The following is a 19,842-nucleotide window of genomic DNA, read 5'->3' as shown; positions in this document are numbered from 1 at the left end:
CCTCCGATCAGAACACCGGCAGGTCGAGGCGCTGCTTGAACACCGAGTAGCCGTCGTCGACGCTGACCACCGTGCCGTTGATGACGTTGGCCTCGTCCGACGCGAGGAACGCGACGACGTTCGCGATCTCCTCGGGCTCGGTGAGCTTGTTGCGCAGCTGCTCGGCCGCGAAGGTGGCCTTCAGCTCGTCGCTGAACTGGTTGATGATCGGGGTCGCGACGCGGCCGGGCGTGATCGCGACGGCGCGGATGCCGTACTCCGCGAGCTCGTACGCGGCCGAGCGCGTGAACGAGATGACCGCGGCCTTCGCGGCGCTGTACGTGAACGACAGCTCGGCAGCCTGCTCGCCGTAGATCGACGACGTCGAGATGATGACGCCGCCTGTGCCCTGGTCGCGGAACTGACGGCCCGCCGCGAGGATGCCGTAGTACACGCCGTGCTGGTCGATGTTGATGATCGGCTCGTAGTCCTTGGCGGGGTCGTGCTCGAGCAGCGGACGGCCGCCCGCGATGCCCGCGTTGTTGAAGATGACGTCGAGCTTGCCGAACACCTCGACGGCGCGCGCGACGGCGGCCTCGACCTCGGCGTACTTCGACACGTCGACGCGGACGGCGGCGACGGCGCCCTCGAAGCCCTCACGCGAGATCTCGGATGCCGCGGCCTCCGCGTGCTCGAGGTTGATGTCGGCGATCATGACCTTCGCGCCTTCGCGCACGAACTTCCGCACGGTCGCGAGACCGATTCCGCTCGCGCCTCCCGTGATGAGCGCGACTTTGCCTTCCAGGCGCATGGGGTTCCTCTTCTCTCTGCGTTGGGGGTGTCTGCGTTGATGGGGCGGGGGCGGATGCCGCGGCATCCGCCCCCGCGTGTCGGAGCCCGGTCAGCCGAGCTTGTCCGACGGGGTGATGTCGGCCGCGTTCTCCTTCGTCACGAGCGTGACGTCGACGGCGACGAAGCGCTTCGAGGGCAGCTCGCCGGTCTCGCGGTACTTCTCGACGTCTTCGACGAGCATGTCGAGCACGGTCGGCCACGGCTGCTCGATCGTCGCGAGCATGTTGCCGCCCGCCTCGATCGCCGCGATCGTCTCGGCGAGCGCGTCGACGCCGGTCACAACGGCGGTCGACTCGTCCTCCGCGAGGGCCTGAGCGGCGCCGAGCGCGGCGTCGTCCCAGCCCGCCCACACGGCGTCGAGCCCGCCGGGGTTGGCCGACAGGTAGTCCGCGACGAAGTTCAGCGCCTCGGTGCGACCCGACGCGGGGCTCGTCACCTGCTGGATCTCACCGCCCGCGATCGTGGCGCCCGCCGCCTCGAACGCCTCGATCGCGAGGCGCGAGCGGTAGCGGATGCCCGCGTGCGGGTCGTGCCCGATGACCATGACGGTCTTGCCCTCGAGGCCGCCGATCGCGTCGCCGATGCCCTCGACGGTCTTGTCGACGATCGCCTGCTGGTCGGTCGTGATGTTGGTGACGAAGGCATCCGTCTCCTCGGTGCCCGCGTCCATCGCGAAGATCGGGATCTCGGCGTCCTTCGCCGCGGTCACGATCGACGCGATCGACGAGACGTCGGTGTAGCCGTCGAGGATGACGTCGGCGCCCTGGCCGATCGCGCTCTCGACCGCCGGGTTCATCTTCTGGAAGTCGAAGTCGCCCTGGATCATCGTGAGGTCCCAGCCGAGCTCCTCGGCCTTCTCGGTGACCGCCTTGACCCACCACGCGCCGACCGGCGTCTGGTTGCCCGACGTGAACGCGATGACCTTGAACGTGCCGTCGTCGTCGCCTCCGCCGTTGCCGCCGGCGGCGCCCGAGCTCGAGCATCCGGTCAGTGCCAGGATCGCCGCGGCGGCAAGGGCCCCCGCGACCTTGAACTGCTTACGCACGTGTCTACTCCTTTGTGATTGCGCTTGTCGTTGAGGGAATGGGTGGCCTGCGGGATCGCCGCGCGGCCCGAGGGAGATCGCTATGTCTCCCGCGTCTTGAGCGACGACAGGGTGACCGCCGCGATGATGATGAGACCGGTGACGACCTGCTGCACGTAGGCGTTGACGCCCAGGATGTTCAGGCCGTTGCTCATGACGCCGATGATCGCGACGCCGATCATCGTGCCGACGAGGTTCGCCGCGCCCGAGCGGATGACGGTCATGCCGAGGAACACGGCGGCGACGGAGAACAGCGTGTTGTCGCCGCCCTGCTCGGCGGCGGCGCTGCCGAGGCGTGCCGCGAGCAGGATGCCGCCGATCGCCGAGATGATGCCGGCCAGCGTGAACGCGAGCAGTCGCGCGAACCGCACGTTGACGCCCGAGAGGCGCGCCACCTCGACGTTGCCGCCGATCGCGTACCAGCGGCGTCCGACCGTCGTGAACCGCAGCCCCGCCCAGATGAGCACCGAGATCGCGACCGCGAAGTACACGGGCAGCGGGATGTTGAGGAACCGGCCCTGGCCGAGCTGGTTGAACTCGGCCGGCATGCCGAACACCGTCGTGCCCCCGGTCACGAGATACCCGAGGCCGATGACCGACGTCATCGTGGCGAGCGTCGCGACGAACGCCGACATCTTGAGATAGGCGATGAGGATGCCGTTGACCAGGCCCACGATGAGGCCCACCGCGAGACCCGCGAGGAGGGCCACCCCGAGCCCGTTCTCCTGCAGGAGGAGGACGGAGGTGACGGCCCCCGCGAGGCTCGACGTCGCGCCCACCGACAGGTCGAAGTCACCCAGCACCATCACGATCGTCTGCGCGCCCGCGATGATCGCGAGGATCGAGATCTGGTACAGGATGTTGCGCACGTTCACGAACGACAGGAACGTGTCGGGCCGCATCAAGAAGAAGAACAGGATGAGCAGGATCAGCGCGACCACGGTGCCGCCGCTGATGAGCAGGCGGCCGGCCGCCTTCGACTGCTGGACCACGACCGCGGTGGTGGTGGTCGATTCCTTCTGAGTGGTCATGTCACTCCGACCTTCCGTAGGCGTAGGAGAGGAGGATCTCGTCGTCGGCGCCCTCGGCGGCGACCTCCCCGGAGATCGAGCCCTCGTGCATGATGAGGATGCGGTCGCTCATTCCGATGAGCTCGGGCAGCTCCGAGCTGACCGCGATGACCGCTGTGCCCTGGGCCGCGAGCTCGCGGATCAGGCGGTAGATCTCGGCCTTCGTGCCGACGTCGATGCCCCGGGTCGGCTCGTCCATGAGCAGGACCTTGGGGCGGCGCGCGAGCATCTTGGCGAGCACGACCTTCTGCTGGTTGCCGCCCGACAGCTCGCCGACCGTCTGCTTCGGGCTGCGCGCCTTGATCTGAAGGTCGGCCATGCCGCGCTTGGCCATCTGCGCGATCTGGCGACCGGAGACGACGCCGGCACGGCTCACCGAGCCGAGGTTCGCGAGCGCGATGTTGTCCTGGATCGAGGTGCCCAGCAGCACACCCTGGCTGCGGCGCTCCTCGGGGACGAGGGCGACGCCGGAATCCAGCATCCGGCCCACCGCGGAGCGACGGCGCAGCGGCACCCCGCCCACCGTGATCGTGCCGCCCTTGTGACCCTGCGCGCCGGCGAGGATCCGCAGCAGCTCGCTGCGGCCGGAGCCGGCGAGCCCGCCGATGCCGAGCACCTCGCCCGCGTACGCCTGGAACGAGACATCCTTCACACGGCGCCCGTTGAGATGCTCGACCGTGAGCACGACGTCCTTCGTCGCGGTGCCACGCTCGGGGTACAGCGAGTCGGCCGAGCGGCCCACCATCGTCGAGATGACCTCGTCGATCGTCGTGTCGGCGACGTTCTTGGTCACGATCGTCTCGCCGTTGCGCATGATCGTGAGCCGGTCGCACAGCTCGAAGACCTCCTCGAGGCGGTGCGACACGTACACGATCGCGACGCCCTCCTCGCGCAGCGCCCGCAGGACCGCGAACACCTCGCGGATCTCGGTCTCGGTGAGCGACGCCGTCGGCTCGTCGAGGATCAGCACACGGGCATCCGTCGCGAGCGCTCGCGCGACCGCGACCATCGTCTGCTGCACCGGCGAGAGGTCGCCAGCGAGCTTGCGCAGCGGGATCTTCTGCTGCAGGCGCGCGAGCTGCTCGCCCGCACGGCGGCGCAGCGCACGCCCTTTCACGATGCCGGCGCGGCTGGGCAGCTGCTCGCCGAGCAGCACGTTCTCGGCGACCGAGATCGTCGGCACGATCGACAGCTCCTGATACAGCGCGACGACGCCCGCCTGGTGCGCCGCGCGCACGTTCGCGAACTCGACCGTCTCGCCGCCGCGGCGGATCTCACCCGAGTCGGGGCTGTACAGGCCCGTGACGATCTTGATGAGCGTCGACTTGCCCGCGCCGTTCTCGCCGAGCAGCGCGTGGATCTCTCCGGGCTGCACCGACAGCCGCACGCCCTTGAGCGCGTGCACGCCGTCGAAGCTCTTGACGATGTCGACCGCCTCGAGCGCCGGCGGCGCCGCCACCACCACGGGCGGCTCCTCCTCGGTGATCGTCACGATGACACCGCCTCGAGCTCGTTGCACCGGATGACGACCTTCGGATGCGCGCCGGACACGTGCGCCTCGAACGCCTCGACGGCGCCCTCCAGCGGGAACACCGCGCGGGTCAGCTCGTCGACGTCGAGGTGCGGCAGGATCTGCAGCGCCCGCGGGAACGCGTACGGCGACACGAACACGCCCGTCAGCGTGAGCTCCTTGAGGTACAGGTAGTCCGACAGGTTGAGCGGCATCTCGAACGTCTCGGGGTACATCGCCCCGTACACGACGGTGGCGCCCTTCGCGGCGATGTCGAGGAGCCCCCGCACCGCGCGCGGCGAGCCCGACGCGTCGACGACGACGTCGTAGCCGCGGCCGCCCGTGATCTCGTCGGCGCGGGCCTGCTGGTCCTCGGCGACGGGGTCGATCACGTGCTCGGCGCCGTGGCGCAGCGCCATCTCGCGGCGATCCGCGATCGGCTCGATGAGCGTGAGCGAGGTCGCCCCGTGCATCTTGAGCACCTGCAGCGCGAGTTGCCCGATCGGACCGCCGCCGCAGATCGCGACGCGGTCGCCCACCTTGATGTTCGTCTTGTCGGCGATGCGCACCGCGACCGACGTCGGCTCGAGCAGGCAGCCCTTCAGGAGCGACACGTCGTCGGGCAGCTTGTACACCTGCGACTCGTGCCATGTCACCGTCTCGGCCATGCCGGGGCGGTTGTACTCCTGGATGTTCTCGCAGAATTGCTGCTTGCCCTCCTGGCACGGGCGGCATGTGCCGCAGAAGCGAAGGAAGTTGCCCGCGACGCGGTCGCCGACCCGCAGGCCGTTGCGCGTCGCGCGCTCTCCGAGCGCTTCGACGACGCCCGACAGCTCATGGCCGAGCCCGATCGGCACATCCGTGCCGAAGAAGCCCTCGGCCAGGTGCGGGTCGGAGCCGCAGATCGCGGCATAGGCGACGCGGATGCGCACGTCCTCGGGCCCGAGCGGCTGCTCGGGGAAGTCCACGACTCCGATGCGGCCGCGCGTGCTCTCGTCGGGATCGCGCAGGCTCCCGATCTTGGTGACAGCGACTGTTCTCATTCGACTCTCCGGTGGAGTTCGATCGGTCAGGAGGCGGCGAGCACGCGGCGCGTGGCCGCGATCGTGTCCTTGAGGCCGTAGCCGTGCTTGTCGCGCAGCTGCTCGTCCTCACCGAAGCCGGCGTAGACCTGCGGGATGCCGAGGCGCTCGAACGCCTTGAGGCTCACGCCGCGGTCGGTCAGCACGTCCGCGATGCGCGAGGCGAGACCGCCGTACGCGAGGTGGTCCTCCAGCACGACGAAGCGGCCGTCCGTCTCCTCCGCGCAGCGGAGGATGAGGTCCTCGTCGATGGGCTTCAGCGTGAACATGTCGACGACGCGCACCGAGCGCCCGTCCTGCGCGATCTCCTCCGCGGCCTGGAGCGCCTGGGCGACCGTCGTGCCGTGGGTGAAGATCGTGGCATCCGTGCCCTCGCGGGCGACGATGCCCTTGCCGATCCGGACCTCGTGCTGACCCGGCTCGTAGAGGACCATGTCCTTCTTGCCGACCGCGAGGCGGATGTAGATCGGGCCCTGCATCGTCATCGACTGGCGGATCACCTCACCCACCATGAGCGGGTCTCCGATCGAGGTGACCGTCATGTTGGTCAGGGCGCACATGAGCGCGAGGTCCTCGACCGCGTAGTGCGTCGAGCCGCCGTTGCCGACGAGGCCGCCGTGCGTGCCGATGATCTTGACCGGCAGGTTCGGGTAGCAGACGTCGGTGCGGATCTGCTCGAGCGCGCGCATCGAGAGGAACGGCAGCATGCCCGACACGACGGGGATGTTGCCGTCGTATGCGAGGCCGGCCGCGATGCCGACGCACGCCTGCTCGGCGAGGCCGACGTCGAGGAACCGCTCGGGATACGTGTCGCGGAACTCGACGAGCGTCGCGCCGATGTCGGGCGTGAGCACCCACAGGTTGTCGTAGTCGGCGCCGAGTTCGGCGAGCGTCGATCCGATGACGGATCGCGCCGAGAGCATCTCTCCGAAAGTGAAGGTCACAGGCATCAGACGGTCTCCTTCTCACGCGAGGCGGCGAGCGCGGCGAGCGCGCGTTCGAGGTCTTCGGCACCGAGCGACCCCGCGTGCCACGCGAGGTTGCGCTCCATGAAGTCGACGCCCTTGCCCTTGACGGTCTCGGCGATCACGACCGTCGGGATGTCGCTGTGGGGGTCGGGCAGCGCGTCGATCGCGGCGACGAGCTGCGACATGTCGTGGCCGTCGATCTCGACGACGTTCCACCCGAAGGCGCGCCACTTGTCGGGGTACGGCTCGAAGACGACCCGCTCCTCGGCGAAGCTCGTCATGAGCTGACGGTTGCGGTCGACGAACGCGACGAGGTTGCCGAGCCGGTTGCTGCGGCCGGCCATGACGGCCTCCCACACCGAGCCCTCACCGGTCTCGCCGTCGCCGAGCAGGCACACGACGCGGTGGTCGTCGCCGCGGTGACGCGCGCTCAGCGCCATGCCGACCGCGAGCGGCAGGCCGTGGCCGAGCGAGCCGGTCGAGCACTCGACGCCGGGCAGCTGCACCTTGCACGGGTGCATGCCGTACGCGCTGTCGAGCTGGCCGTACGTCTCGACGATGCCCTCGTACGAGAAGAACCCGCGCATCGCCATCGCGATGTACATGCACACCGCCGCGTGCCCCTTGCTCAGCACGAACCGGTCGCGCTCGGGGTTCGCGATGTCGCTCGGGTCGACGTTCAGCCCGTAGTGGAACAGCGCCGTGAAGATGTCGGCGGCCGACAGATCGCCGCCGATGTGAACCGCGCCCTCGTACGTGCCGCACAGGTGCAGCAGCTTCTGCCGCAGCTCGAAGGCGAGATCCTCGAGCTCCTCCACGCTGTGCCGCTGGTCGGTTCCGGCCAGGGGTGTCCGGCCCATCGCTTGCCTCCTCGTCGATGACTCCGATGTCGCCGAGGTCCCCATTCGCCGGGTCCTCGTCGACTCTTCGATCCCAGATCTCCCGCACCTCTGCGGGTGACGTGAACAGGAACGTAGCACTCTCTGCTTTACATGTAAACAGGAACGTACCTAAACTTGTTTACACGCGGCGAGCTTGGGGCGAGCCGCACGACTCACGTCACAGAGAGGTGCATTCGATGTCGCAGACAGTGGACACAGCCACGGCTGTGCGGACCGGCTTGTTCATCGGCGGTGAAGAGCGGTTCACCGACGAGGTGCTCAAGGTCGCAGACCCGGGCAAACCGGGAGTGATCGTCGGTGAGGCGGCGTCGGCGTCGCCGCAGGACGTGGCGGATGCCGTGGCCGCAGCCAAGGCCGCCTACCCCGCGTGGGCGGCGCTGGGCGCCGAAGGCCGCGCCAAGGCGATGGCCGACGCGATCGCCGGCATCGCCGACGACCGTGACGAGGACGCCCGCATCCTGTCGCAGGAGAACGGCAAGGTCCGCATGGAGGCCTGGGTCGACGCGCTCGTGTTCGAGCTGCGCTGGAACCTCGCCCTGTCGCTCAAGGACGAGGTCGAGACGTCGAAGACGCTTCCGGCCATCCCCGGCGCGATCCCCGTGAACACCGAGGTCGCCTTCCAGCCCCTCGGCGTGGTCACGATCATCGTCCCGTTCAACTGGCCGATCGCAATCCTCGCGGCCTCGCTGCCGCACGCGCTGCTCGCGGGCAACACCGCGATCGTCAAGGTCCCGCCGACCACCCCGCTCGCGACCGCCCGCCTCGTGCAGCGCGTCGCCGAGAAGCTGCCCGCCGGTGTGCTGAACGTCATCAGCGGCAAGGACGAGAACATGTCGGGCCTCATCCAGAACCCCGACATCGCGAAGGTCTGCTTCACCGGCTCGGTCAACGGCGGCAAGCGCATCATGGAGATGGCGTCCAAGTCGCTCACGCGCGTGACGCTCGAGCTCGGCGGCAACGACGCGGCGATCTTCCTCGAGGACGCCATCATCGACGACGCCCACCTCGACCGTCTGTACGCGGCGATCTTCGACACCACCGGTCAGATCTGCATGAACGCCAAGCGCGTGTACGTGCACCGCTCGCGCCTCGACGAGCTCGTCGCCGGGCTCGAGGCTCGCCTGCAGAACGTCAAGCTCGGCTACGGGCTCGACGAGGGCACGACCATGGGACCGCTGCACTCGCCGGCGCAGAAGGCGTTCGTCGAGGAGATCATCCAGGAGGCGAAGGACTCGGGCGCCGAGGTGCGCGAGTACGGTGAGCTTCCCGGCGGCGACCTCGCGGGCGGCAACTTCCTCCGCCCGGCGATCGTGGTCGACCCCGACCCGTCGTTGCGCGTCGTGACGCAGGAGCAGTTCGGCCCGGTGATCCCGATCATCCCGTTCGACACCGAGGAGGAGGCCGTCCGTGCGGCCAACGACACGTGGGCGGGACTGTGCGGTTCGGTGTGGACCGCCGACCCCGAGGCGGCGCAGCGCGTGGGCTCGCAGCTCGTGTGCGGCTACGTGTGGGTCAACGACCACGGCGCGACCCGCTGCGACCTGCGCGCCCCGTTCGGCGGCATGAAGCAGTCCGGCATCGGGCGTGAGCAGGGCATCGAGGGCGTCCGGTCGTTCCAGGACACCCGCTCGATCGCCGTGCTCGACCCCGAGGCGCTCGCGGCGATGGCACACTGACCGATCGACCCTGAGAGGCGGGATCCGTCCGGAGCGGTCGGATCCCGCCTCTTTCTGGAAAACTTCTCATAGACGCAGGCGCCGTGATGCGCCGAAAGGGAGCGGCATGACCAGCGAGCGCGACATCGACAGCGCAGCCGGGGAAGACCTCGTCACCGAACCGCTTGAGGACGTCATCGACCCCGAAGGCTTCACGCCGCGCCTGCTCGCGCTGTTGTCGAACGCGCTCGTGTGGCGCGAGTCGACCGAGCTGCGCCGCCGGTTCGGCCTGGGCACCAACGACTGGCGCGTGATCTCCGCGGTCGCGCTTCGGCCGGGGATCTCGGCGACCGAGATCTCGGACTTCATCGGTGTCAACAAGGCGGTCGTGTCCAAGAGCGTCTCGACGCTCGTGGCGCGACGGCTCATCGTGCTGCTCGACGGTCCACGCGGCTCACGGCCGATGTGCCTCACGAAGGACGGCGCCCGCATGCACGACCTCATGCTCCCCGTCTCGATGCGCGGGCAGGAGATCATCCTCGAGGGCATGTCCGAGTCCGATGTGCGCAAGCTCAACAAGCTGCTCACCGACATGCTCCAGAAGCTGCGGGACGCGCAGCTTCTGGACGAGGCGCTCGACGACGAGACCTCGCCCGCACACAAGCCGGAGCCCTCACCCGCGGCGCGCTGACGCCGCGAGAGAGGGCTCCTTCGTTCAGCCCGTCTTCGGGCTCACTCCTTCTTCTGGCCCGCCGCCCCGGCGAAGCGCATCGCGAAGCCTCCGCCGTCGACGGCGAGCACCTGTCCGGTGACCCAGCGCGAGGCATCCGTCGTCAGGAACAGGGCAGCGCTGGCGATGTCCCAGTTGTTCCCCTCGACCTGCATCGCGACGTTCTGCCGGCGGATCTCTCGCTGCTCCTCGGTCATGCCCTTGGCCGCGAACGCGCCCCAGATCATGCCGACCCGAACGGCGTTGACACGGATGCGCCGGGGCGCGAGCGTGCCCGCGGCGCCCTGCGCGAGCTTCTCGAGCGCGGCCTTCGCGATGCTGTAGGGCAGTCCCGGTCCGCGGCCCTCGGCGGCGCCCGACGAGATGAGCACGGCGGCGCCGCCCTCGGTCATGTGCTTCTGCGCGTGCCGCAGCAGATACCAGGCCGACTTGAGGTTGAGCTCCATCGCGAAGTCCCACGCCTCGACGGTCGTCTCGAAGATGCCCTCGATGCCCGCGCCGCCGATCGAGTCGGCCACGACGTCGATGCGGCCGAAGCGCTCGTACACCGAGTCGACGACCGTCTTGACCGCGGCGTCGTTGGTGAGGTCGACGATGTACGACTCGGCTTCCGCGCCGGCTTCGCGCAGGGCCTTCACCGTGCGCTCCGCCGCGCGCGGGTCGTTGTCGAGGATCGCGACCTTCGCGCCGTTGCGGGCGTAGAGCCACGCCATCGCGAATCCGACACCTCCTTCGGGGCCGCTGAGCCCTCCTCCTGCGACGATCGCGACCTTGTCGGTGAGCCATGGCTCGGTCTGCGTCGCCAGCGGATCCTGGACGGGGGTGACCCATTCGGTGTCGTCAGTCATGCGGTGTGATCCTCCTCGGGTTCATCGTGGTCGATCGCCCAGGCGCGCGGGCGCGCTCGTCCGCCGGGCGGAAGACGGAAATCAGCGGATGCCGCGCCTCAGCGCACCGGGAACGAGCGGCCCGACCACTCACCGAACACGCGGAACACCATCGACATCGCGGCGTTGGGCGAGCCGGCGACGATGATCGGGAGGCTCTTGGGCGACGCATCCGCGAACACCGGGTGGAAGTGGTCGGGCGGGAACGGCCCGTCGGGAAGGCGGCTCAGCCCCTTGCCGACCGCGGCGAGCTCGGCTTCGGTCTTGCCGCTGTGGGCGACGAGCCACTCGCGCACGTCCTGCTTCGACATGCCCGCCTCGGCGAGCACGCGCGCGTGGTCGGGGTTCATGAGGATGCCGACGCACGAGTGGCGGAAGATCCACGAGCCCGACCGCTGGATCGTGTCGGCGAAGTCGCGCAGCACCTGCACGGGGTCGGTGAAGTGGCGGTTGTCGACGAACTCGCACGTGCGCAGCAGCATGACGCTCACCGCGTCGTCGCCGGCTTCGAGTCCCCCATCGACCGAGAAGGGCTCCCAGGGGCTGGCCTCCTCGGCCTCGGCGATGCCCATGGTCCAGCGGCCGGGGAGCCCCTGCGTCGCCTGCTCGAAACCGTGGGGGCGGATGCCGAAGCCGTTGCGCACTGTGAGCCCGATCGCGCGCGGAATCGTCGCGTTCGCGCGGAAGCCGGGACCGAGCACGCCGCCCCCGGAGTTGACGTCGAGCCTGTCGCGCAGCGGCCCGTTCACGATCACGAGGGGTGCGGGACCGCTCGTGCTCTGCCACCCGCCCCCGTTCGCGGCGCGGTCCGCGGCGAGCGCATCCCATGCGGTGAGCACCGCCGGGAAGTACTCCGGCAGGCATCCGGCCATGATCGCGTGCACCGCGACGTCGCGCACCGTGACCGCGCGGTCGAGCGCGAGGTGACGCGCGACGACGTCGTCGGGGTCGCGGTCGGTCTCGGCGAGGAAGCGCTCGACGGTCTCGTCGGTGGCCGGGAGCGCGGGCAGGCCGTCGGTCCAGCCGTTCGCGTAGAGGTGCTCGGCGACCACCGTCGCCGCCGCGGGATCGAGCGGTCGCGTGTCGACGCCGGTCATGCGGGAACGCTCAGGGCGCTGTCGGCGGCGCGGGGTGCGGACACGGATGCGGTCGTCAGGCGCGCGACGACCTCGGACACGAGCTGGGCGGCGCGGTCGCCGAGTTGGCGGGCGTCGAGGTTCGCGACCGGATGCTCCGTGAGGATGTACGGGAAGCCGGGGTCGCCCTTGAGGTCGGCCATCGCCTGCGAGGTCGCCGCGAACGCCTCGGTGCAGATCACGGCCGTCGGGATCCCGGCACGCTCGAGCGCGATGCCGTCGGCGACGGCCGCGGCACTGCACGAGCCGCAGTCCCCCACCCCGACGACGACGACATCGCACGACTCGGACAGCTCGGCGAGCACCTCGGCGGTGAGGGGCAGCGCGAACTGCTTCTTCGTCTTGCGCACGAGCTCGGCGGCACCGAAGTCGCGCACGAGCGTCTCCCCGATGTCGTCGAGCAGGTCGGCGGCGTTGCGCTTCGTGTTCTCGAGCAGCCCGACGCGGGCGCCGGCGAGGCTCGCGGAGCGGGCGGCGCGCGGCATCCGTCCCTTCTTCGTCGAGCCGCTGCTGCTGACCGTCGGATCGATGATCGTGGAAGCCATCGGCGTCCTCCCCTTCCGTCGCGACCCACTATGGGGCGACGAAGGCGGATGCCGCACCGCCCGCTTCCGCGCCGCGGAAGGTCAGTCGGGGCTGCTCTCGCGACGCAGGAACACCACGCTCGCGGGCGACGGGAGCCCCGGCCGCTGCAGGAGGCTGCGCGAGATGCGCGATGCGGTGGAGCGCACGAGCTCGACGAACCGCTGCGGGTCGTCGCGTTCGACGAGGTAGACCATGCCGACGGCGGCCTCGACCTCGCCGTCGGCGTCCACGATCGGCGCCGCGACGGACCCGGCGGCCATCGTGAGCGACCGGGGTGCGATCGCGTACCGATTCTCGCGCACCTCGGCGAGGGTGCGGCGCAGCTCGTCGGCACCGCCGATCGTGTGGGCGGTGTACCGCTTGAGCGGGTTCTCGACGTACTCGTCGACGACCTCGTCGTCGGCGTACGCGAGCAGGACGAGTCCGACGGCGCCCGCGTGCAGCCGCAGGCGTCCGCCGATGCGGTTCTGTCCCGTGTAGTTCGCGTGCGGACGCAGCGCCTCGAGGTACATCACGTGCGCGCCGTCGCGCACCCCGAGGAGCACCGTGCGACCTGTGCGGCGGTGGATGTCGGCCAGGTGCGGCAGCGCCTTCTCGCGCAGCTGCATGCCGCTCGTCGACGACGTCGCGAGGCTGAGCATCTTCGCGCCGAGCCGGTAGTGGCCCGTCTCGTCCATCTCGAGGCCGCCCCACGCGACGAGTTCGCGCACGAGCCGGTGGGTCGTCGTGAGCGACAGTCCGGACTGACGGCTGATCTCGGTGAGCGTGTGCGAGCCCGTCCCGCGTGAGAACACGTCCAGCAGCGCGAGAACCCGTCCCGCGGCCGTCAGCTTCTGGGGTTCGCTCGCCTGCGGCGCGCTCATCCGTCCTCCTCGCGACTTTCCGTCGCGACCGTCCGTGCGGTTCACTCCGTCGTGGTCCATTGAACGCGGAAGGTCCCGGTACCGCGCCGGTGGTTCCACTCGGTGGAAAGCGGATCCGCGGCCCCGCCCGGCCGACGCGCGCGCCGTCGTCGGGGCGGGGCCGCCGGCGGTCAGCCGCCGATCCACTCCATCGTCGTCCACGGCATGAGGTTCGTCGCGGGCACCGGGTCGTCCTGCCCCGCCCAGCGCGACGTGTTGATGACCGGCATGTGGCCCGTGTACCACGCGAGCGGAGCGTAGAACATGAGCTCCGCGGCGCGCTCCTGCAGCGCACGGAAGTGCTCGCCGCGCACCTCGCGGTCGCTCGTGCTCAAGGCGCCCAGAGCGGCCTCGTGGATCTCGTCGTCGCAGATGCCCGACGGGTTCGACGCGGCGTTGCGGTCGGGGTTGCAGTCGTACCAGCGGACGATGCCGGTGCTCGGGTCGGAGCCCAGCGTCGAGCGCAGGAAGGCGAGCTCGAAGTCGCTCTCCTTGTAGACCTTGTCGGTGAACACCGCGGACTGGCTCGCCTCGAGGTCGAGCGCGACGCCGATCTCCTGCAGCTGCGACTGCGCGAGCTCGGTCGTCGACGCCACCTCGCTCAGCTCGCTGATGTACCGGGTCTTGAGCGTGAAGCGCGTGCCGTCCGACCCGCGCGGGTAGCCGAGCTCGTCGAGCGCCTCGTTGATCGCGTCGATGTCGTTCGGATACAGCTCCGAGAACCGGATGTCGTCGTTGACGGCCCAGTCGAGCTCCTCGGGGAAGAACGTCTCGGCGGGCGTTCCGCGGCCGCCGAGCGCGACCTCGGTGATCGCCTCGCGGTCGAGCGCGGCGAACACGAGCTTTCGCACCTCGGCGTCCTGCAGCGGACCGCTCAGGGCGTTGAACATGATCGTGACGTCCTGCGGGAACTGGCCGCTGGGCATCTGCATGATGCTGTCGTGGCCGGGGATCTGGTCGAGCTGTCCCGGGTCGAGCGACGCCTGGTCGATCTCGTTGTTGAACAGGGCGAGCGCGCGGCTGTTCGGGTCGCCGATGACGGGGTAGATCACGCGCCCGACCTGCACCTCGCCGTCCCAGTAGTCGGGGTTCGCCTCGAAGATGACCTCCTTGCCCGACTCGAACGACACGAACCGCAGCGGGCCCGTGCCGATCGGCGCCATGTTGGCGGGGTTGGTCACGTAGTCGGTGCCCTCGTAGATGTGCTTCGGGAGCATGTACTGACCCGCGATCGTCTCGATGGCGGGCCCGTACGGCTCGGAGAAGTTCACGACGACGGTCCGCTCGTCCTCCACCTCGACGTTCGCGATGCGCTCCGCGAGCGCCGCGCCGAACGTCTGGAGCTCGACGATCTCGTCCAGGTTGAACTTGACGTCCTCGGCGGTGAACGGCTCGCCGTCATGCCACGTGACGCCGTCGCGCAGGTGGAACGTGATCTGCAGGCCGTCCTCGCTGACGTCCCACGTCTCGGCGAGGCCCGGGGTCAGCTGGTAGTCGGGGCTCAGTCGGATGAGCGTGTCGAAGATCTGCGACGCGAACATGAACGGCGTCGCGCCGTTGGTGAGCTGGGCGTTGAACGACTCGGGATCGGCGGCGATCGCCTGCACGTAGTCGTGCTTGGCGCCGTCGTCTCCTCCGTCGCCTCCGGATGATCCGCCGGCGCTGCAGGCGGATGCCACGAGCACCGCGCCCGCGAGCGCGGCGGCGATGCCGACACGGCGTCTGGTGAGGTTCAGCACGGGATTGCCTCTCTTGTTGTGCCGGTCGCGGGGGTGCGACCGGGCGGGGGTTGTGGGGTCGTGGGTGCGGATCACGCGCTCAGACGGGTTCGAGGGCCGCCGCGAGGAGCGTCTGGGTGTACGGATGCGACGGTGCGGCGAACACCTCGTCGGTCTCGCCCTCCTCGACGATCTCGCCGGATTTCATGACGTAGACGTAGTCGGCGACCTTGCGCACGACGGGCAGATCGTGCGTGATGAACACGTAGCCGACGTCGAGACGATCCTTGAGGTCGGCCATCACGCGCAGGACCCCGGCCTTCACCGACGCGTCGAGTGCCGAGACGGCCTCGTCGGCGACGATGATGCGCGGCCGCAGCACGATCGCGCGCGCGATGAGCACGCGCTGCCGCTGACCGCCGCTGAGCTCGTGCGGGAATCGGTCGAGGTACCGCTCGGGCGGGTCCATGCCGACGAGCGAGAGCGCCTCGACGACGGCCTCGCGCACCGCCGACCGGCCCTTCGCGATGCCGTGCAGGCGCACGACCTCGCCGATCGCCTGCTCGACGCGCTTGCGGGGGTTGAGGGACCCCGCGGGGTCCTGCAGGACGGCCTGGACGGTGCGCCGGAAGCGCATCCGATCGACGCGCCCCATGCGCGCGAGGTCCTGTCCGTCGATCGTGACCGAGCCGCCGGATGCGGGGATGAGGTCGAGCAGGAGGCGGGCGAGCGTGCTCTTGCCGCTGCCGCTCTCGCCGACGATCGCGACGAACCGGCCCGGCTCCGCCGTGATGCTCGCCTCGCGCACGGCGAGCACGGCCGGTGTGCCGCGGCGGCCGCGGAACTCCTTCGAGACGCGATCAGTCCTGAGCATCGTGGCTCCTCTCGAGCGCGAGTCGCGCGCGCAGGCTTCGGGGCATCGAGTACAGCGGCACGTCGGGCTCGGTGAGGCTGCGCACGCTGCGAAGCAGCGCCTTCGTGTAGTCGTGCCGCGGATCGGCGAGCACGGCGGCGGTCGGCCCCGACTCGACGATGCGCCCGCCGTACATGACGTGGATGCGGTCGGTCATGCCCGCGACGACCGCCAGGTCGTGCGAGATGAGGATGAGCGACGTGCCGAGCTCCGACACGGTCTCGTCGAGCGTGCGCAGCACCCGGGCCTGGACCGTCGCATCGAGGGCGGTCGTCGGCTCGTCGGCGATGATGAGGTCGGGCTCCTTCGCGATCGCGACGGCGATCAGCACTCGCTGGCGCATGCCGCCGCTCAGCTCGTGCGGGAACTGGTTCGCGACGCGCTTGGGCTGGTCGAGGCCCGCGAGGCCGAGGAAGCGCACCACCTCGGACGCGCGAGCCGCGCGGTCGCGACGCGAGATGGCGCCGAGCGACTCCGCGACCTGCGCGCCGACCTTCATCGTCGGGTTCAGGAACGTGAGCGGGTCCTGGAAGATCATCCCGACGCGCTTCGAGCGGATCCGGTTCCAGGCGGATGCCGGGGCTGCCAGCATCTCGCGACCGTCGAAGCGGATCGAGCCTGCGACCCGCACGCGCGGCGAGGTCGGCAGGAGCCCCGCGATCGCGCGACCCGTGACGGACTTGCCCGAGCCCGACTCGCCCACGATTCCCACCCGCTCGCCGAGCCCCACGGTGAACGACACCGACGAGACCGCCTCGACCTCGCTGCGGTCCCCCGTCGGCAGGTGCACCCGCAGGCTGTCGACCTCGAGCAGGGGCTGCGTGTCGGTGCGGTCGCTGTCGGCGACGGCATCCGTGATCGTGGGGGCGCTCACTTGACTCGTCCGATCGTCGGGTTGAGGGCGTCGTTCATGGCGTCGCCGAGGATGTTCACGGCGAGCACGACGAGGAAGATGCACAGGCCGGGGAACAGCGCGAGCCACCACGCCTGCTGCATGTAGGCCTGCGCGGAGTTGAGCAGCGCGCCCCAGCTCGGGCGGTTCGCGTCGCCGATGCCGAGGTACGAGAGCCCCGACTCGACGAGGATCGCGCGGCCGACCGTCATCGTCGTGGCCACGAGCACGGGCGGCATCGCGTTCGGGATCACGTCGGACCAGAGGATGCGCGGGCCCGAGAAGCCGGCCGCCTTCGCCGACTCGACGTAGCCGAGCTTCGTGATGCGCATCGCCTCCGCCCGCACGATCCTCGCGACGCCGGGCCACATCGTGACCCCGAGGATCACGATGATGATCACGACGTTCGAGCCGAGCAGGGCCGCGGCGACGAGAGCGAGCACGAGGCCCGGCAGCACCTGGAAGAACTCCGACACCTTCACGAGCGCGTTGTCCATGAACCCGCCGTAGAAGCCGGCGAGCCCGCCGATGACGAGGCCGAGCGTGAGGCACAGCACCGCGACCGAGAACCCGACGATGAGCGACACCTGGCCGCCGTAGACGACCCGCGCGAGATAATCGCGGCCGAGGTTGTCGGTGCCGAGCCAGTGCTCGCTGCTGGGCGGCAGCAGCTTCGGGTAGATCGCCGACACGGGGTCGCCCACGAAGTACGGGCCGACGAACGAGATGAGGATCAGCACGACGATCAGCGGGAGGAACACCCACACGGAGCGCTTGCGCAGGAACGAGCGCCACGCCGCGTTCCGCCGAGCACCACCGGATGCCGCGACCGCGAGCGTCTCGGTGCCGGCGTCCGGCGACAGCGGCTCTTCGAGGCCGAGCTCGGCCTCGGGCGACGGGGTTGGCTGGACCGTCGTCATTTCACGACCGCCTTCCGGGTGAACTGGGCGCGCAAGCGCGGGTCGACGATGCCGTAGGTGATGTCGGTGAGGATGTTCGCGAGCAGGATCGTGATCGTGAGGAAGATCGCGACCCCCAGCACGACCTGGTTGTCCTGGCGCTGGATCGCATCGACGAACAGAAGCCCCATGCCCGGCCACCCGAACACGCTCTCGACGAGCACCGAGCCGGCCAGGATGAATCCGAGGCTGTAGCCGGCGACGGTCACCATGGGCAGCAGCGCGTTCGGCAGCGCGTGACGCCACAGCACGCGCTGCGACGGGAGGCCCTTCGACCGCGCGGTGTCGATGAAGTCCTGGCCCAGCGACTCGATCATCGACGAGCGCATGATGCGCGTCTTGAACGCGAGCTCGGTCGAGGCCATCGTGATGACGGGCAGCACCATGTAGCGGATGTCGATGCCGTCCTGTCCGTAAGGCGCCTTGCCCTGCGTGGGCAGCCAGCCGAGCTGGATCGAGAACACGATGATCAGGAGCATGCCGAGCCAGAAGTTCGGCACCGAGAAGAGGGCGACCGCTCCGGCCGAGATGCCGCCGTCGAGCCACCGCTTGCGCGTGCGCGCCGCGATCGCGCCCAGCACGATGCCGAGCGTCGTGGAGATGACGAACGCCGGGACGGCGATCGCGAGCGTGTTGCCCGCGCGGTTCAGGATCAGCTCGAGCACGGGCTCGTTCGTCCCGAACGAGTAGCCGAGCTCGCCTCGGAAGACGTTCCCGAGGTAGACCAGGTATCTCTCCCACAGCGGCCGGTCGAGGCCGAATGCGGCGACGATCTGCGCCTCGAACGCCGGCGAGATCGGCACGTCTCCCACGAAGTTCTGGATCGGGTCGCCGGGGGCGATCTCCAGCAGCAGGAAGAGCACCGTCAGCACGACGACGAAGAGGATCAACGACGAGAGGAGCAGCCGTCCGTAATGGATGGCCATCGCTTTCATAGGGCGTCCGTCCCTTCGCGACACGCTCCTCGGTGAGCGCGTCTACCGGGCCCCACGATCACTGCGGGCGACGAGCGCGCTCAACGGCCGCTTCCACACGATGGAAGCTCGCCTCGGGCAACGCGACTTCCGTCGGCCGGAAGGGGCGCGGCATCCGCTCAATGGAAGCCGGCGGATGCATACCTATGGACATTCCCTATGGTCATAGGTAATCTGACAACGGCCGCACTGAAGCGGCGCTACCCGAGAGGAACGGACCTCACAGTGGCCACCATCACCCCCGCCCAGAACAAGGCAGCCGCTCGCGAGCTCGTGAGCGGGTTCTCGCTGGAGATGACCGGGAAGGACGTGCCGGGACTCGAAGAGGCCGCGCACGCGATCCCGCAGGGAACGAAGATCAACGTCACGTTCCTCGGCAATGAGGACCTCGACATGCGGGTGACCGCCGCGAAGGCGGTGAAGGACCTCGGGTTCGTCCCCGTGCCGCACATCTCCGCCCGGCGCCTGAAGAGCCAGGACCAGCTGGAGGAGTTCCTCGGCCGCCTGCAGGAAGTCGGCGCGACCGAGCACGTGTTCGCGGTGGGCGGCGACCCGACCGAGCCGGAGGGCCCGTACCCGGACTCGCTGAGCGTCATCCGCACCGGCCTGCTGCAGAAGTACGGCGTGCGCGAGGTCTCGATCGCCGGCTACCCCGAGGGCCACCCCGACATCAACAACGACGTGCTGTGGCGTCACCTCGAGGACAAGTCCGCCTCCCTCAAGGAGCAGGGCCTGGATGCGGTGATCCTCACCCAGTTCGCCTTCGACACCGACCCGGTGCTCACGTGGATCAAGGGCGTCCGCGACCGCGGCATCGACACGCAGATCCGCATCGGCACCCCGGGCCCGGCCGGCATCAAGCGCCTGCTCGGGTTCGCGCGCCGGTTCGGAATCGGCGCGAACGCGATGATCGTGAAGAAGTACGGGTTCAGCCTGACCAACCTCATGGGCACGGCCGGTCCCGACAAGTTCGTCACCGACCTGTCCGGGCTGCTGGCCGACGCCTCGGCGGGCTCAGCGACCGGTTACGGTGACGTGAAGCTG

19 protein-coding genes are annotated in these 19,842 nt (G+C 69.5%); 3 read left to right on the top strand and 16 right to left on the bottom strand.

The annotated features are described in order from the left end of the window. Nucleotides 1-7: 7 nt before the first annotated feature. The 7 genes from VFF97_RS09415 to VFF97_RS09385 form a co-directional block, all read right to left on the bottom strand. The gene (locus VFF97_RS09415) at nt 8-790 is read right to left on the bottom strand and encodes an SDR family NAD(P)-dependent oxidoreductase (RefSeq protein WP_325033239.1); all 783 of its coding nucleotides are present in this window, start codon (nt 788-790) and stop codon (nt 8-10) included. 90 nt (nt 791-880) lie between these two features. Next, the gene (locus tag VFF97_RS09410) at nt 881-1,876 is read right to left on the bottom strand and encodes a sugar ABC transporter substrate-binding protein (RefSeq protein WP_325033238.1); all 996 of its coding nucleotides are present in this window, start codon (nt 1,874-1,876) and stop codon (nt 881-883) included. An 80-nt stretch (nt 1,877-1,956) separates the two neighbouring features. Then, nucleotides 1,957-2,946 carry an ABC transporter permease gene (locus VFF97_RS09405; RefSeq protein ID WP_325033237.1) on the bottom strand — a complete coding sequence of 330 codons (990 nt, stop codon included), beginning with the start codon at nt 2,944-2,946 and terminating at the stop codon, nt 1,957-1,959. Nucleotide 2,947: 1 nt separating this feature from the next. Then, a complete protein-coding gene (locus VFF97_RS09400) occupies nt 2,948-4,477 on the bottom strand; it encodes a sugar ABC transporter ATP-binding protein (RefSeq protein ID WP_325033236.1) in 1,530 nt (509 codons plus the stop codon). Next, nucleotides 4,474-5,538: a zinc-dependent alcohol dehydrogenase gene (locus tag VFF97_RS09395; RefSeq protein WP_325033235.1), complete on the bottom strand. Its 1,065-nt coding sequence runs from the start codon at nt 5,536-5,538 to the stop codon at nt 4,474-4,476. Before VFF97_RS09395 ends, VFF97_RS09400 begins: the two co-directional genes overlap by 4 nt. 26 nt (nt 5,539-5,564) lie before the next feature. Continuing rightward, the gene (locus VFF97_RS09390; protein ID WP_325033234.1) at nt 5,565-6,527 is read right to left on the bottom strand and encodes a transketolase family protein; all 963 of its coding nucleotides are present in this window, start codon (nt 6,525-6,527) and stop codon (nt 5,565-5,567) included. Then, nucleotides 6,527-7,405: a transketolase gene (locus VFF97_RS09385; RefSeq protein ID WP_325033233.1), complete on the bottom strand. Its 879-nt coding sequence runs from the start codon at nt 7,403-7,405 to the stop codon at nt 6,527-6,529. The genes VFF97_RS09390 and VFF97_RS09385 overlap by 1 nt, the downstream gene beginning before the upstream one ends. Nucleotides 7,406-7,623: 218 nt before the next feature. Here VFF97_RS09385 and VFF97_RS09380 point away from each other — a divergent pair, with 218 nt between their 5' ends. Both VFF97_RS09380 and VFF97_RS09375 read left to right on the top strand, forming a co-directional pair. After that, a complete protein-coding gene (locus VFF97_RS09380; RefSeq protein WP_325033232.1) occupies nt 7,624-9,123 on the top strand; it encodes an aldehyde dehydrogenase family protein in 1,500 nt (499 codons plus the stop codon). A gap of 106 nt (nt 9,124-9,229) precedes the next feature. Continuing rightward, nucleotides 9,230-9,793 carry a MarR family winged helix-turn-helix transcriptional regulator gene (locus VFF97_RS09375; RefSeq protein WP_325033231.1) on the top strand — a complete coding sequence of 188 codons (564 nt, stop codon included), beginning with the start codon at nt 9,230-9,232 and terminating at the stop codon, nt 9,791-9,793. Between the two features lie 41 nt (nt 9,794-9,834). Here VFF97_RS09375 and VFF97_RS09370 read toward each other — a convergent pair whose 3' ends face one another. From VFF97_RS09370 to VFF97_RS09330, 9 genes are all read right to left on the bottom strand, one after another. Further along, nucleotides 9,835-10,680: an SDR family oxidoreductase gene (locus tag VFF97_RS09370; protein WP_325033230.1), complete on the bottom strand. Its 846-nt coding sequence runs from the start codon at nt 10,678-10,680 to the stop codon at nt 9,835-9,837. 98 nt (nt 10,681-10,778) lie between these two features. Further along, nucleotides 10,779-11,816 carry a hypothetical protein gene (locus VFF97_RS09365; protein ID WP_325033229.1) on the bottom strand — a complete coding sequence of 346 codons (1,038 nt, stop codon included), beginning with the start codon at nt 11,814-11,816 and terminating at the stop codon, nt 10,779-10,781. After that, a complete protein-coding gene (locus VFF97_RS09360) occupies nt 11,813-12,400 on the bottom strand; it encodes a UGSC family (seleno)protein (RefSeq protein ID WP_325033228.1) in 588 nt (195 codons plus the stop codon). The genes VFF97_RS09365 and VFF97_RS09360 overlap by 4 nt, the downstream gene beginning before the upstream one ends. A gap of 81 nt (nt 12,401-12,481) precedes the next feature. Further along, complete coding sequence (locus tag VFF97_RS09355; protein ID WP_325033227.1) at nt 12,482-13,303, bottom strand: IclR family transcriptional regulator; 822 nt, start codon at nt 13,301-13,303, stop codon at nt 12,482-12,484. 170 nt (nt 13,304-13,473) lie between these two features. Further along, on the bottom strand, nt 13,474-15,081 hold the full coding sequence (locus VFF97_RS09350; RefSeq protein WP_325033226.1) for an ABC transporter substrate-binding protein: 1,608 nt from the start codon (nt 15,079-15,081) through the stop codon (nt 13,474-13,476). Between the two features lie 79 nt (nt 15,082-15,160). Next, nucleotides 15,161-15,934, bottom strand: coding sequence for an ABC transporter ATP-binding protein (locus VFF97_RS09345; protein ID WP_325033225.1), 774 nt, complete (start codon nt 15,932-15,934; stop codon nt 15,161-15,163). After that, nucleotides 15,921-16,847 (bottom strand): ABC transporter ATP-binding protein, encoded by a 927-nt coding sequence (locus VFF97_RS09340; protein ID WP_325033224.1) that lies wholly within the window; start codon nt 16,845-16,847, stop codon nt 15,921-15,923. Before VFF97_RS09340 ends, VFF97_RS09345 begins: the two co-directional genes overlap by 14 nt. Continuing rightward, on the bottom strand, nt 16,844-17,785 hold the full coding sequence (locus VFF97_RS09335) for an ABC transporter permease (protein ID WP_325033223.1): 942 nt from the start codon (nt 17,783-17,785) through the stop codon (nt 16,844-16,846). The genes VFF97_RS09340 and VFF97_RS09335 overlap by 4 nt, the downstream gene beginning before the upstream one ends. After that, nucleotides 17,782-18,750, bottom strand: a complete 969-nt coding sequence (locus VFF97_RS09330) for an ABC transporter permease (protein WP_325033222.1) — start codon at nt 18,748-18,750, stop codon at nt 17,782-17,784. The genes VFF97_RS09335 and VFF97_RS09330 overlap by 4 nt, the downstream gene beginning before the upstream one ends. Before the next feature lie 342 nt (nt 18,751-19,092). On the opposite strand from VFF97_RS09330, the gene VFF97_RS09325 reads away from it, so the two are divergent. Further along, the coding region (locus VFF97_RS09325; protein WP_325033240.1) for a methylenetetrahydrofolate reductase at nt 19,093-19,842 on the top strand (750 nt) is incomplete at its 3' end.

It is taken from the genome of Microbacterium sp., assembly GCF_035687345.1.
Lineage (GTDB): Bacteria > Actinomycetota > Actinomycetes > Actinomycetales > Microbacteriaceae > Microbacterium.
This window is presented reverse-complemented; position numbering and strand designations above follow the sequence as displayed.